Source organism: Psychrobacter glaciei (assembly GCF_014652895.1).
Classification (GTDB): Bacteria; Pseudomonadota; Gammaproteobacteria; order Pseudomonadales; family Moraxellaceae; genus Psychrobacter; species Psychrobacter glaciei.
The window spans coordinates 1-13,845 of record NZ_BMZR01000009.1 but is presented as its reverse complement, the minus strand read 5'-3'; the positions used below and the strand labels follow the sequence as shown (position 1 = coordinate 13,845).

At 45.0% G+C, this 13,845-nt stretch carries 12 protein-coding genes; 6 read left to right on the top strand and 6 right to left on the bottom strand.

The annotated features are described in order from the left end of the window. Positions 1-84: 84 nt before the first annotated feature. Positions 85-531 carry a DUF2147 domain-containing protein gene (locus tag IE130_RS13260; RefSeq protein WP_010196496.1) on the bottom strand — a complete coding sequence of 149 codons (447 nt, stop codon included), beginning with the start codon at positions 529-531 and terminating at the stop codon, positions 85-87. Positions 532-780: 249 nt separating this feature from the next. Here IE130_RS13260 and rlmH point away from each other — a divergent pair, with 249 nt between their 5' ends. Beyond that, on the top strand, positions 781-1,269 hold the full coding sequence (gene rlmH / locus IE130_RS13255) for a 23S rRNA (pseudouridine(1915)-N(3))-methyltransferase RlmH (protein ID WP_010196493.1): 489 nt from the start codon (positions 781-783) through the stop codon (positions 1,267-1,269). Positions 1,270-1,529: 260 nt separating this feature from the next. Beyond that, positions 1,530-2,432, top strand: coding sequence for a DODA-type extradiol aromatic ring-opening family dioxygenase (locus tag IE130_RS13250; RefSeq protein WP_227676224.1), 903 nt, complete (start codon positions 1,530-1,532; stop codon positions 2,430-2,432). Between the two features lie 33 nt (positions 2,433-2,465). On the opposite strand, the gene IE130_RS13245 is transcribed toward IE130_RS13250, so the two are convergent. Further along, positions 2,466-3,959, bottom strand: a complete 1,494-nt coding sequence (locus IE130_RS13245) for an amidase (RefSeq protein ID WP_189586832.1) — start codon at positions 3,957-3,959, stop codon at positions 2,466-2,468. Between the two features lie 215 nt (positions 3,960-4,174). Next, the gene (locus IE130_RS13240) at positions 4,175-7,531 is read right to left on the bottom strand and encodes a DNA translocase FtsK (RefSeq protein ID WP_189586829.1); all 3,357 of its coding nucleotides are present in this window, start codon (positions 7,529-7,531) and stop codon (positions 4,175-4,177) included. Positions 7,532-8,080: 549 nt separating this feature from the next. On the opposite strand from IE130_RS13240, the gene trxB reads away from it, so the two are divergent. The 3 genes from trxB to IE130_RS13225 are packed head-to-tail and all read left to right on the top strand — an operon-like array spanning position 8,081 to position 10,387. Further along, positions 8,081-9,103 (top strand): thioredoxin-disulfide reductase, encoded by a 1,023-nt coding sequence (gene trxB / locus IE130_RS13235; RefSeq protein ID WP_189586824.1) that lies wholly within the window; start codon positions 8,081-8,083, stop codon positions 9,101-9,103. Beyond that, positions 9,104-9,922, top strand: coding sequence for a leucyl/phenylalanyl-tRNA--protein transferase (gene aat / locus IE130_RS13230; protein ID WP_189586822.1), 819 nt, complete (start codon positions 9,104-9,106; stop codon positions 9,920-9,922). It abuts the gene before it with no gap. A 33-nt stretch (positions 9,923-9,955) separates the two neighbouring features. Then, on the top strand, positions 9,956-10,387 hold the full coding sequence (locus IE130_RS13225; protein WP_010197134.1) for a MerR family transcriptional regulator: 432 nt from the start codon (positions 9,956-9,958) through the stop codon (positions 10,385-10,387). A 63-nt stretch (positions 10,388-10,450) separates the two neighbouring features. Here IE130_RS13225 and rimI read toward each other — a convergent pair whose 3' ends face one another. Next, positions 10,451-10,921, bottom strand: coding sequence for a ribosomal protein S18-alanine N-acetyltransferase (rimI, locus tag IE130_RS13220; RefSeq protein WP_189586819.1), 471 nt, complete (start codon positions 10,919-10,921; stop codon positions 10,451-10,453). A 247-nt stretch (positions 10,922-11,168) separates the two neighbouring features. Then, positions 11,169-12,125: a DMT family transporter gene (locus IE130_RS13215; RefSeq protein WP_227676223.1), complete on the bottom strand. Its 957-nt coding sequence runs from the start codon at positions 12,123-12,125 to the stop codon at positions 11,169-11,171. A 197-nt stretch (positions 12,126-12,322) separates the two neighbouring features. Between IE130_RS13215 and IE130_RS13210 the strand changes: the two genes are divergently transcribed. Next, complete coding sequence (locus IE130_RS13210; RefSeq protein WP_189586813.1) at positions 12,323-13,267, top strand: LysR family transcriptional regulator; 945 nt, start codon at positions 12,323-12,325, stop codon at positions 13,265-13,267. Positions 13,268-13,636: 369 nt separating this feature from the next. On the opposite strand, the gene IE130_RS13205 is transcribed toward IE130_RS13210, so the two are convergent. Next, a partial coding sequence (locus IE130_RS13205) for an EF-Tu C-terminal domain-related protein (protein WP_505909241.1) occupies positions 13,637-13,845 on the bottom strand: 209 nt, incomplete at its 5' end.

Here is a 13,845-nt window from a genome sequence, read left to right as displayed (position 1 = left end):
GTCTCAATGATACGCTTGCTTCAATGGCAAGCTTGCTGAAATGACAGCATTGGTCAATAGCCTATCCAGTAGGCATTACACACGTTACTTGATACGTTGCCACGTTTGCGAACGACCAAAGAGTGGCGAACCGACATAACCTCGTAGATCTAGGCTTTGACCGTTGTCACTTAACGTGAGTTTGCCAGAGTACGTCTTGCCGGATTCAGGGTCTACTAACTTGCCATCGCTCCATTTATTGTTACCGTCAGCCTTTAAGCCCGATAGAATCTGTAGACCTTCGATTGGCTTGTTCTTGAGGCTGCCAGGACATTTGGTACAAACAGCTTTAGCCTCTTCCTTATTGAGTACTTTGATGATTTTTCCTGAGACTTTACCGTTGCTTTCATTCAGCTGAATGATGGCTTTTTTTTCACCAGTTTTATCATCAATGGTTTGCCATTGTGTGCCGTTTAAAGAGGCAGCAAAGACAGAGGTAGACAGCAGAGCACCAGCGGTAAGGGTAAGTGCACTAGATATAGTACGGTTCATGAACGACTCCTTTCGTTAAAAAAACTTTCAATTGAACTTATGGTAGATCAAAAAATAACCTAAAAATATTGCATAAAGACATTGTACAATTGCTCATCACTTCTCAAGATAATTGCGAACTAAAGAACAACTGTTTGTCGAATGCTAGTAAAGCATAAAAAAAAGCTTTGTAAAAGAGGTCTTTGTTACGGCAACTTAAGCTTAGATTTTTTTTGTTACATTTTCTCACGTATTGACAGGGTAAGTATTATGAAAGTAAGAATTTTGACCGTTGGTAACAAGATGCCGAGCTGGGTACAGACTGGCTTTGATGAATATTTCAAACGTATCCAACCGATGCTCAGTACAGAAATTGTTGAACTTGCTGCCGCCAAACGTGCCAAAAACCCTTCGGATGCCAATCTTGCTCAGTATCGCGAGCAAGAAGGTCAGGCGATATTAGCCGCTCACAATGCAGCGGGACGTGAGCAATTATGGGTATTGGATGTCAAAGGAAAAATGCTCTCGACAGAAGGGTTGGCAGATAAGTTGGCCGATGCCATGCAGCAAGGCGATGATATCGCCCTAGTGATTGGTGGCGCTGACGGCGTATCACCAGAAGTATTGGCAAAAGCCGATGTGAAATGGTCATTATCCGCGCTGACGTTGCCGCACCCATTAGTACGTGTGGTCTTGATGGAGCAACTATATCGGGCGATGAGTGTCAATCACAACCATCCTTATCATCGCGGCAACTAGAAATAGCATGAGCAGATGTGTTAACGAATGACTGTTTGCTTAAGACAGATATAGTCGATTCAATTTAAAAAGAATACAGCTTAAAAAGAATACAGTGCTGCTGCGATGAGTTTTTCGATACTTCTGAAGGGCAAAGCACACAGCAAGCGAGGAAAACTCATGCCAGCAGAACGCTGTTTTTAGCATACCGTTTTTATTTTGAACTGGTTATACCTCATCAAAACGATTGAAAAACGAGCACATGCCCTAATAAACGGAACATGAAATATCCAAAACGAGCGACACCGAACGCCCCTTATGCGCATCAGCAACGTGAGCAACCTCACCAAGAGACGCATACGCCCATTACGACCACAGCAGCTTTGGCAAACGCCCAAGCTGGGCAGTCAACTGCGACCAACTTAGCCAAGCTACCAGCGGTATTTATCTCGCATGGTGCCCCAACGCTGGCGATTGAGCAATCGGCTACGACCAGTGCACTGGCTCGTATCGGGCAAAACCTACCCAAGCCACGTGCCGTCGTTATTATGTCGGCGCATTGGCAGTCGGCGAAGCTAGAAATCAGCAGCAACCCACAACCAAAGACGTGGCATGACTTTTCAGGCTTTGCACCTGAACTGTATGAGCTACAATATCCTGCTGCAGGTCATCCGGCACTCGCTGAATCGCTAGCACAGCAGTTAACGGCACGCGGTATTACCTGTAGCGTCAATCCGATGCGCGTCAGTGACCATGGTGTCTGGGCACCGCTCAGACATCTCTATCCGCAGGCCGATGTGCCTATCGTACAAATATCGTTGCCACGGCACTATGACAGTGCTGCCTGCTATCAGCTGGGCGCGCAACTGGCGCAACTGCGCGAGGAACAAATACTTGTCGTGGGCTCAGGCAATATCACTCATAATCTACAAGCCCTACGCTGGGAAGCCGATAGCATAGATGAGACCGCACAAGACTTTAAGCTCTGGTTGCTACAGCAGCTCAAAACAGACATCCCAGCGGCATTAGACTGGCAGCAGTATCCTAACTTTCGTGACATACACCCAAGCGACGAGCATTTACTACCGCTGTTTTTTGCCCTAGGAGCTGGTCAACGCGTCTCCGTCGTGCATCAGAGCATGGCACATCATAGCTTGGGAATGGATATCTATCGCTTCGATTAGGCAACCATCAATCAAGCGATAGCAAAAATAAAACTACTTCTCAAAAGCTGCCTTGGTAAACAACCCTGCACGCTCCATTTCGCCCGCAATACTAAATAGCGTCGCCTCGTCATTCATACGTCCAATCAGCTGCATGCCAATCGGCAAACCCTTTTTGCTCATGCCTAAGGGCAATGACATGGCAGGCAGCCCAGTGACATTGCCCAGCAAGGTAAAGGCCATTTTTCCCAGCACCGGCTGACTAAGCTTTTCGATCATGCCTGAGCTAAAGGCATATTTCCCCATATCAATGCCTTTATTTAGTAGACCTGCGCTGCGCATGAGCATTTCATCCATACGACTTGGTGGTAGCACGCCATGCTTAACCGCAGGCGTCGGTATGGTCGGGCACAGAATCATATCGTAGGTCTCTAATAATAGACCCGTTTGATATTGGCTATCATGCCAGCCATGCTTAGCGTGTGCCAAGTCAACGGCAGAAAGCGAGCGTCCTAGCATCGCCATATTATAGGTTTGTGGCTCTAGGTTCTTTATATGTTCCGCACCAAATTTGCGTTCGATATTATCAATGGTAAAGGCTGTATGCGTACAAACCACCACTAAAAAATCATGCCAAAATTGTTCGATATTAATATTCGGCTCAGCAGGCACTACACGATGACCCATACTTTCTAATTGCTTTGCCGTCTGCTCCAGTACAGCCAGTACTTCTTTGTCCACTATTGTATTGGCGACTAATGGCTGCTGATGCAAAGCTATCGTTAATTGCCGAGGGGCACGCATCGCTGCTTGCAAAAATGTCCCATCAGGTGGCGCAATCACATAAGGCGCGCCAATCTCAGCGCCACTCGTGGCATCGAGCATCGCAGCACTATCACGCACACTACGGGTAATCACGTGATCCGCGACCGCGCCTTCCCAACCTTCACCAAATGCGGGACCCATTGGGTTACGCCCACGACTGGGTTTGAGTCCAAACGCCCCACACCACGCTGCCGGAAAACGTATCGAACCGCCACCATCGCCAGCACCTGCCATCGGTACGATACCGCTCGCCACCGCCGCCGCGCTACCACCCGATGAGCCACCAGAGCTATAGCCCTTTTTGAATGGATTGTGGGTGGCACCGTGCGCTTTGGGTTCAGTGGTGATGATTAAACCAAATTCTGGCGTATTGGTCTTACCGAAAGTATTGACACCTGTCGCTTTCATACGTTTAACGATTTCGCTGTCGTTTTCTGGCACGACATTCACGCTACGACTGCCCATCGTGATGGGTTCGTCAGCAAAATAAAATGATAGGTCTTTGAGTAAGTACGGCACACCATTAAATGCACCTGCTGGCAATTCTGCTTGCGCGGCATCATAAGCACGCTCATCAAAGCGATGAATGATGGCGTTTAACTTAGGATTCAGTGTGTTGGCTTGATGAGTCGCAGCGTCTAATAGCTCTTTGGCACTGACCTCACCTAAATTGACGAGCTTGGCTAAACCTAGGGCATCGTATTGGGTGTATTCTTTAAACATAACTAACCTTCCTTGGAGAGTAATTGGACTAAACATTTTTGAAATTAAGTGATATCTATCCCATAACTCCTGTCAGTTTAGTATAAAAAAACACTGCTGATAATCGATAAACAAACTCACTAGTCATTTAAGCAACAGCGCTACCATATATTCCTAATAAAAAAACGAGCCACTCTCGTGACTCGCTTTTTATGATTAATCAAACTTATCATCTTTTACATCAACAACTCACGCTTACCGCTTTTACCCATCGAGCTGACCAATCCGGCTTCTTCCATTGAATCAACGATACGAGCGGCACGGTTATAGCCGATACTAAATTTACGCTGGATACTAGAGGCAGAAACCTTTCGCGTCTCCATGATGAAAGCCACGGCATCATTATATAAGTCATCGTCCTCACCAGAAGCGTTGCCGCCACTGCCACCACCGCCAGAACTAGACAATTCAAAGTTGCCTGCCATGTTATCAATATAATCAGGCGCACCGCGCTCACGCCAAGCATCACAGACACGGTTGACCTCTTCATCGCTGACATACGCCCCATGCACACGATCAGGCTCAATTTGCCCTGGGCCTAAAAACAGCATATCACCATTACCAAGCATGTCTTCGGCACCGCCACTGTCTAAAATCGTCCGTGAATCCACTTTTGAGTTCACACGTAACGCTGCACGAACAGGGATATTGGCTTTAATTAGACCGGTAATGACATCGACTGATGGACGCTGAGTGGCAAGCATTAAATGGATGCCTGCCGCGCGTGATTTTTGTGCCAAGCGCGTAATCAGTTCTTCAGCTTGTTTACCGACTTGCATAATCATATCAGCAAACTCATCCGCGACAATGACAATCATCGGTAATGTTTTGAGCTTTGGTGCTTGGCTTATGCTGACACTATCATTGGGTCGCCATAATGGATCGAGCATTGGATTGCCCGATTTTTCAGCAGCGATGACCTTTTTATTAAACTCGTTAAGCTTACGTACCTTTAATAAGCTCATCAGCTGATAACGGCGCTCCATTTCTGCCACACACCATGACAAAGCACTGGCGGCTTCAGTCATATCGGTAACGACTGGCGTCAGCAGATGCGGGATATCGTTATAGTTTGCCAGCTCAAGCTGCTTTGGATCAATCAAAATCAGGCGCAGCTCGTTCGGTGTATATTTGAGTAGCATAGAGAGTAGCATTGAGTTGACCAATACAGATTTACCAGAGCCTGTGGTACCAGCAACCAACATATGCGGCGCGCGCGCAAGGTCAGTAATGATAGCATTACCACCGATATCTTTACCCATCGCCATGCTGATTTGGGCTTTAGGATCTTGGAATTTTTCGGTATTCAACAGCTCAATCAAACGCACCATTTCGCGTTGTTTGTTCGGCACTTCGATACCGATATAAGGCTTGCCCGGAATGACTTCGACCACACGCAAAGATGCCATTGATAATGACCGTGCCAAATCACGTGAAATGCCCGTAACTTTACTGGCTTTTACCCCAGCAGCAAGCTCTACTTCAAAGCGTGTAACGACTGGCCCCGGAATGGCATTGACTACTGCGGCCTTAACATTGAATTCTTGTAATTTAATCTCTAATAGCTCAGACAACTTATCAAGCTCAGCAATGGTATAGCTTGGCTTACGATCAGGATCTGGCTTATCTAAAATAGAGATCTCTGGGATAGGCGTTAAGCTGCTGCGATAGGCGGCCGTTTGCATCGAGCGTGATTTTTGACTAAAAGCGCCATCGTCACTGATATGCGGCATAACGGGCGTATCGCTATTATCATCGCGGCTGTCATCCTCAGGCATCATATCCGTAATATGGTTGCCGCTATCACCCTCTGGCACCGCAAAGCTGACCGTTGGCTTAGATGCGGCTATCGGTTCAGCAGCTGGCGCTGAAACGTTAGTTTCTACCTTAGGAGGTAATGTTGGGTTGGTCGGTGGCGTATTGGTCGGGGTCATATCAGCGACGGGTGCGACGATATTTACATCGTCCTCTTCTGGAGCAGGATTTTGTATTGACAATGAGCTTTCCCATTGCTCTTCATTTGATAACTTGTCTGCTAACTTGTTTGATGATCCAGCAGAGGCGTCATAAGTATTATCTTCTACCGTTTTTAGTGCTGGCTGATCGGGTTCATTAGTATCTTCTTCTGTTTCTTGAGAAGGTGAAACAGGCGCATGTTCTGACAACCAAGATTCTGCCAATGTATCAACCGTTTCGTTCGTTTCATCTGTTGCATGGCTATCATCTGATGCCATAGTCTGAGGCTCATCGGCAAAATTAGGCGCGATTTGCTTGCTTGCTGTCTCTGTAATTGCTTGCTCGACCTCTTCTTTATTAGGATTGACAGTAGCGCTCGCGCTTGGTGTCTCCAGCTCTAGCGTTGCCATGTCTGTTGACGTATCTGTTGCCGTGTTTGTAGACACTGCTGTCTCTTTTGGCGACTCAGCATTATTGATGTAAGCAGGGGCAACAGAATCAGCATCATGAGTAGCGCTATGAATGCTTTGGTCGTAAATAGCCATATCGCTTGCCAATAAGTCATCAACAGTATTGGCATCATTCCAAGCAAAACTCGGCTCTACTTTACGGCTAGGAGTCGTGACAGGGCTTGGGGTAGCAGATACCTTATTATCACTAAAGTTGCTTACGCCAGCGCTACTAGGCGTGGCAGGTACGCTTTGTAAGTACTCGCCCTCACCCACTGCGGATCCTTGCGTGGCTGCTGCCATAGAAGCTTTTACACTGGCACCCAAGCCAGAACTCGCTAAAAATTCGGTGAGTACATGATTAAAGCGACCACTGCTATCGGATTGTTGCGTATTAGCATCATGCTCAGTTGCTTGCAGCTCGAGGGGCAGCTGGTCATACTCTGGAACAGCGCGCGATGCTTTTTCGTCGGTTAGGGCTTCATCATGCTGCTGACGACTCTTTTCAGCGGCATGCACACTCTCATACTGACTATCTTGGTTTTTTACACCAGAACCAAGCCATGACAGGGTCATGATTTTTTGGTATATCGCTAGCCAATGAATATTAAAAGCAAAGGTCGCCGTAATAATTACGAATACCGTTAAAAAAACCACACTCCCCCACTGCGACAATAATTGAGCCAAACGCGCTTGCAGTTCGAGACCGATGATACCACCCGCGACCCCTGTCAGACCTGTGGTAACTGGATCTGCTATTTGCTGCACTAAAGCGACCAACTGCGCAAATAAGGCGCTGGCACTTAGAATCAAAAACACGTAAGCGACTACACGTAGCAACCAAAACGTCGGCTTATTGTCCCACCAAATAAGAATAGACTCATAGACCACAAACGCCAACAACCACCATGCGCCAAAACCAAAAAAGCTATAAAGCAGGTCAGACAACCACGCCCCCATCTCGCCACCCATATTATTAATGGTGGTCATGTCACTACTGATGTGCGACCAACTAGGATCGTTGCCTGTATACGTCATCAAAATGACAAACAGATAAACGGCCAGTATTAACCCAAGGAGGGTAAATATTCCCTTTTTTAAATACTCAATAAGCGGTGCTGATATCACGTAAAATCTGCCTTGTTATTAATACTAAATGGTCGCCAGTGCATGACTAAGCCTAATCATGCTGACATAAAGTGTTGACATAAATGTACCGAGCGAAGTGTTTGTTTGGCATGTGCCGATCATAGAGCCTTTAAACAACCGTTATCGCTTGGCTCCTACTACACTTGGCATAACTTCTTATAATAACAAATACATAGGTGCAGTGGCGACAGTCTTATAAAGAAAGCGTGTAAGAAAGTAAATCAATAGATACTTTGCGCAAGAAAACAGCTGGTTAGCGAAACACTAGTGGCAAAATATTGCTCACTGTATTGCCTAAATTCTATAAAATAGCCTCTGTTTTTTGCACTTATATTCCAAAGCTATTTATTCTTTGATTCTAATGATACCTGTGTTTGTTTTAGCAAACTTGCACTTTGTGCGCTGTGCCCTTATGTTATTATCTCATAGCAATTAGAAAAACTATATTAGTCGCACCTTTTGACGTTTGTCTTTTTATTATATTTATCACTCACATTTTTAATTCGTATATTTTGCAAGGAACCACTCATGGCAACTGATACTACCGCTCCACGTCACGAAAAGCTCATTATTTTAGGCTCAGGCCCTGCGGGTTACTCTGCCGCGGTCTATGCTGCGCGCGCTAACCTCAAGCCCGTTATGGTCACTGGTATGGAAGTGGGTGGACAATTAACCACCACCACCGAAGTCGACAACTGGCCAGGCGATGCGCATGATTTGACAGGCCCTGCACTGATGGAACGCCTGAAGGCTCATGCTGAACGTTTTGGTACAGAATTGGTTTATGACCATATCAATGATGTCAATCTGAGTGAACGCCCTTTTCAATTGACAGGTAACAATGGCACCTATACTTGTGATGCCTTGATTATCTCAACGGGTGCGTCTGCACAATATTTGGGGCTAGAGTCAGAAACCAAATTTAAAGGTTTGGGCGTGTCAGCTTGTGCCACTTGCGATGGGTTCTTTTATAAAGACCAAAAAGTCGCGGTGATTGGCGGTGGTAACACAGCAGTCGAAGAAGCACTATATTTATCTAACATTGCCTCTGAAGTCACGTTAGTGCATCGCCGTGATGGTTTACGCTCTGAAAAAATCTTACAAGATAAATTGTTCGAAAAAGCCAAGAATGGCAACGTCAAAATCGAATGGAACCATCAAGTAAAAGAAGTCGTCGGTGATGACATGGGTGTCAATGGCGTCGTTATTGAATCTATGATTGATGGCAGTACCAAGCAACTAGATGTATTTGGTATGTTTGTCGCCATTGGTCACAAGCCTAATACCGATCTATTCAAAGGTCAGCTCGACATGAAAGACGGCTATCTTATCGTTAACAGTGGCCTAAATGGTAACGCCACACAAACCAGTATCGAGGGTGTTTTTGCAGCAGGCGATGTGGCCGATCACGTCTATCGTCAAGCCATCACTTCTGCTGGCACTGGCTGTATGGCCGCGCTTGATGCTGAGAAATACTTGGATGCGATTGGCGAAGCCACTGCGTTAGACCATACTTATGCGTCAACGCTGACTGCTGATCAAGAAGACTAAATGAACAGCTTCTCACAATATAACGCCAATAACAACGAGCAGCTTATCACGCCTGAGACCTTAAAAAGTCTTGGGCGTTATGACTTTCCTGATCCTATTTCTATTGATCCTGATGGAGTCGGTATCGTCGCTATGGGCGGCGACTTAGCGCCCGAGACGCTCATCTCTGCTTATGCGCAAGGCTTGTTTCCTTGGTTTAATGAAGATGAGCCTATCGCTTGGTGGTGCCCTGAACCGCGCTGCGTGATTGTGCCGACCGACTATCAACCCAGCAAATCTCTACGCAAGCAAGCAAGCCGCGTGCGTTGGCAAGTGACACTCAATCAAGCTTTTGATGACGTCATTCACGCCTGTAGTTTACCGCGCAGTGATGGTCTCAATACTGACCTGCCTGAAGGTGAGCACACGTGGATTCATGATGAGATGATCGAGGCTTATACTAAACTACATGCTCATGGATTTGCACATAGTATCGAAGTTTGGGATGACGCAGGCACACTCATTGGTGGATTGTACGGATTAAAAATAGGCAATATCTATTTTGGCGAGTCGATGTTTCACCGTGCATCCAACGCCTCTAAGTTAGCATTTTGGGGTTTGATGCGCTTATGTGAGCAGAGCAACGTGGCACTCGTAGACTGCCAATTACCCAATGAGCATCTCATGAGCTTAGGCGCAACCACCTTACCACGTGCTGAATTTCTTTCTCAATTGGATACGCTAATAGCCACTCATTCAGTCAAGTGGCAAAAGAATTCTCACAACTCCCTAAGTGTATCGCTCCTTGATAGCAAGGAATCTTGGCAGCTCAACTCATGATGGTGGTGACAGCGACAAAACAACGAGGTTATTATGGCACCTGATACATCATTTTTATTAATTGGAAAGCTGGCGAGCGAAGCCAATACCACCAAAGACACCGTGCGTCATTATGATGAGCTAGGGCTACTCAAGTCGCGTAAGCGACAAGCAGGCTCACGGCTCTATACTGAGTTTCATCCTGAATGCATTGAGCGCATTGAATTGATTAAGAGCGCACAAGCTATTGGCTTTACACTCACTGAAATCAGAGACAGTCTTAATGACTATTATGATGGGCAGCTCGATATTGATTTACAGCTAAGTCTCACTCAGCAAAAACTGGCTCAAGTCAAAAAACAACAAGCCAATATCAATGTCATGGTAGAGCTCTTAAGCGAGCGCATCGAAATATTAGAACGCATGCAAGCAGATAGTGACTATGAGCTCGATATTGAAGTCTGTAAAAAGACCATCCCCGAGTGATCTAGAGCCTTTCTTCATTCCTAACGTTTATCAATCCAATAGCATCTGTGCTATTCATGGCTATTAAAGATGCACACGCTGCATAATCAACGCATCAATGGCTGGGCGATGAGGCATTTGGTAGTAGCCTTTACGCCGATGAATCACTGCCAACCCTTGCTGCTCGTACAAAGCAATCGCTGAAAAATTGTCTGCGCGTACTTCTAATAATAAATTTTCCACCTTATTATTCATCAATTCAGTATCCAATTTAGCAAAAACTTGCGAGGCAATACCTTGGCGTTGGTAATCAGGATGCGTGCCGATGCGAAGGATCTCTGCTTGCTCGAAAACCACTTGATATAGGCAGTAGCCAACGATTTGATCAATTTTATAAACGACTAATAAATTAATACTATCCTGCTCAAGCAATTCTATTATTGTCTGATAACCCCAAGCATCTTGCGGCTGTACCATAGTTTCAATATTTGCTACTGCTTGAATCACTTGCTGAGATTTAGATGACTTTTTATTGAGTAAATCGATAGTGAGCATTTTTTCTCTATTAGATGTGTTTACGAACAGGGTTTATATTAGCAAAGCTTTTTACCTTACCGTAAAGTTTTTAATATGCTTAGTTTACTAGGTTTACTTGTACAGTTTCTTCAGCATAGCTCATTCAAAATCTCATAGAGAGTGAAGAAGAAACATAACCCGCCGTTGACTATAGTTATACATTTGGTGGGTTACGCTTTGGCTAACCCATTCTACGCTTACTCTACAAACATGCATAATCTGGTGTTTACCGCCCTCTTGCAACCAATAGTACAGATGCTAGTGTAATTAATCCACCTCCTAGCCAACCTAACACCCCAACGTATTCGTTAAATAACAGCACCGCAAACAATACCCCAAATATAGGCTCACTACCCATGAGCAGCGATGCACGACTGGGTGAACCGATCTTTACAGCCCAGTTTTGTACAAAAAAAGCGAAAATGGTACAGAAGATAACAAGATAAAAGGTCGGTAGCCAAAAAGCTGATTTATTAGGTAGACTTGGCATAATTGAGTCGCCCGACAGTAAGTTAGTCACTAAAAACAGCACCAAACAACCAACGAAGACCACGATAGATTGCACCGCCGTTAAGGCAAGCAGTGAGATAGGTTGAGCAATTTCTATTGTCATTTTTATGGTTGCAGACTTGTTATCAATAAGCTTTTTGGTCATGGTTACCATCAGCGCACGGCCAACTGCGGCTAGTAATATAAGGCTATCGCCTAGATTGAGCGAGATGCCAGCGCTATGTTGAGCGTCCATCGTTAAAAAATACGTACCCAGTAGTGATAGAATGGCACATATAAAAACGAGTTTATGCGGACGGGTTTTTAGAATTAACCATTCCATAAATGGCGTCATGATAATACACAGGCTAATTAGGAAAGCGGCGTTGGCGACACTGGTATAAAACAGACCATAGGTTTCAAATATAAAGATGGCGAGTAAAATTGTGCCAAGTGGCAGACCTGCTGCGACCGTGCGCTTTAGTTGTGTGGTGTGTTGTTTATAGACGCCTATTAATACAGGCGCCAGTATTATGCTGGTAAGCCCGAAGCGTATGGCTAAAAACCCAAGAACGGGATAATATTGTAGGCTGAGTTTAGCAGCGCCATAGCTCGACCCCCAAAGCATAGCAACTAAGATTAAACAAATATCGGATAATAATAAAAGCTGTCTATTGTTTAATCTATTACTCACGGTTTTAATCATTGTCTCGGTTTATCCTAGAGGTCGGTCTTAGCAAGGTGCTCATTAAACAAAGCACTTAGAGGTACAGCAACTAATAGATTACCCAAGCTCTAGCGGTCTTAGAATGACTGATTGCGCTAAACAGTTTTGCCAAATGAGCCAGTCTTATTTTTGTATATCGCTTCTTATTGATGGGTTTATGATTGATGAACAAAAATACCTTAAATAATATTCTTGTAAATATGGCGATCTTTGAAGACGTTGCTAAGTCAGGTAGCTTTAGCGGGACTGCGCAAGCGTTACAAATGACCCCTTCTTCCGTAAGTAAGCGTATTCACCAACTTGAAGATAAGCTAGGTATAAAACTCATTGAGCGCACCACGCGTAGTATGCGTTTAACGAGCACAGGTGAGCTATTTTTAAAACATTGTCAAAATATGTTAGATGAAGCGAACCTCGCAGTGGAGGTTGCCAATCAATCCGCCGAGTTGCTGGCAGGCGATGTAACGATAGGTGTACCTGATAGCTTTGCCAGTCATATGATGGGGTCACAATTTATAGACTTTATTAAGCAATATCCTGATATCAATTTAAATATTAAAGTCACGGATGATGCTTTAGATTTATTGCGCGAGAATATTGATTGCGCGATAGAGATAAGCGAAACACCGTCCGATTACTTGATTGCTAAACCCTTGAGGCAAGTACGGCAGGTGTTATGTGCGACACCGCGCTACTTAGCGTCGAGCTCATACGCCATAGCGCATCCGCTAGATCTAAAAAATCATGACTGTCTTTACTTAGGAGAGACACCTGAGGACAATCAATGGCGATTTGTGCAAGTCACTGACATATCATCAGAGCCCATCGAGCAAATAACCGTTACAGTGAGTGGACGTTATGTCGTGAACCATGCGGGTATGCGTTTAGATGGTGTATTGAATGATTTAGGAATCGGAAGTTTTCCTGATTTTGTGATTGAGGACGCTTTAAGCAAAGGTACAGTAATAGAGGTTTTACCCAATTGGCAATTAAAGTCCAAGTTTCAGGGTACGGCTTGGCTGACTTTGTTGCCTAATAAATTTCGGCCTTTACGGTTACGAGCCTTGATTAAATTTTTGCTGGAACAAAAAAGCCCAACTATTAAATAGTTGGGCTTTTCTACGCAGGGTCTATAAATCGAGGTCGATAAGCGGTTTAGTACTAACTCATATATCAGGCGTTAAACAAGTCGCGTAGGAGTCAAAGTATAGAATGGTAGGTTACGCTTTGGCTAACCCACCATCTGACTTTGAATCAAAGACTTTGTGAGTTAAGCTGCCGCTAGCCCATCCTACGCTTGCTATATATCATATCTAAAAGTAGGTACGCTGGATGCACCCTACAGCCAAAATCGGTGCGCTGATTTTTATTTGCTCATATCCCTCAATCAACTTATTTCACCCAAAAAAAAGCCACCCTCAATAAAGAGAGCGGCTTTTTCATAACTAACTCATAAGCTCATTACTGAGACTGATAGATTAGTTCAATACGTTAGCAACAACACCAGCGCCTACAGTACGGCCGCCTTCACGAATTGCAAAGCGAAGACCTTTGTCCATAGCGATTGGGTGGATAAGCTCTACGCCCATCTCAACGTTATCACCAGGCATTACCATTTCAGTACCGTCTTGTAATTGGATTGCGCCAGTTACGTCAGTAGTACGGAAGTAGAACTGTGGACGATAGC

What these genes read in the sequence shown, in the direction of transcription:
- rimI (WP_189586819.1), bottom strand. Translation starts at nt 10,921, where the DNA reads ATGCTCACTATCGATTTACTCAATAAAAAGTCATCTAAATCTCAGCAA.
- rlmH (WP_010196493.1), top strand. Translation starts at nt 781, where the DNA reads ATGAAAGTAAGAATTTTGACCGTTGGTAACAAGATGCCGAGCTGGGTA.
- IE130_RS13210 (WP_189586813.1), top strand. Translation starts at nt 12,323, where the DNA reads ATGAACAAAAATACCTTAAATAATATTCTTGTAAATATGGCGATCTTT.
- IE130_RS13250 (WP_227676224.1), top strand. Translation starts at nt 1,530, where the DNA reads ATGAAATATCCAAAACGAGCGACACCGAACGCCCCTTATGCGCATCAG.
- trxB (WP_189586824.1), top strand. Translation starts at nt 8,081, where the DNA reads ATGGCAACTGATACTACCGCTCCACGTCACGAAAAGCTCATTATTTTA.
- IE130_RS13225 (WP_010197134.1), top strand. Translation starts at nt 9,956, where the DNA reads ATGGCACCTGATACATCATTTTTATTAATTGGAAAGCTGGCGAGCGAA.
- IE130_RS13245 (WP_189586832.1), bottom strand. Translation starts at nt 3,959, where the DNA reads ATGTTTAAAGAATACACCCAATACGATGCCCTAGGTTTAGCCAAGCTC.
- aat (WP_189586822.1), top strand. Translation starts at nt 9,104, where the DNA reads ATGAACAGCTTCTCACAATATAACGCCAATAACAACGAGCAGCTTATC.
- IE130_RS13260 (WP_010196496.1), bottom strand. Translation starts at nt 531, where the DNA reads ATGAACCGTACTATATCTAGTGCACTTACCCTTACCGCTGGTGCTCTG.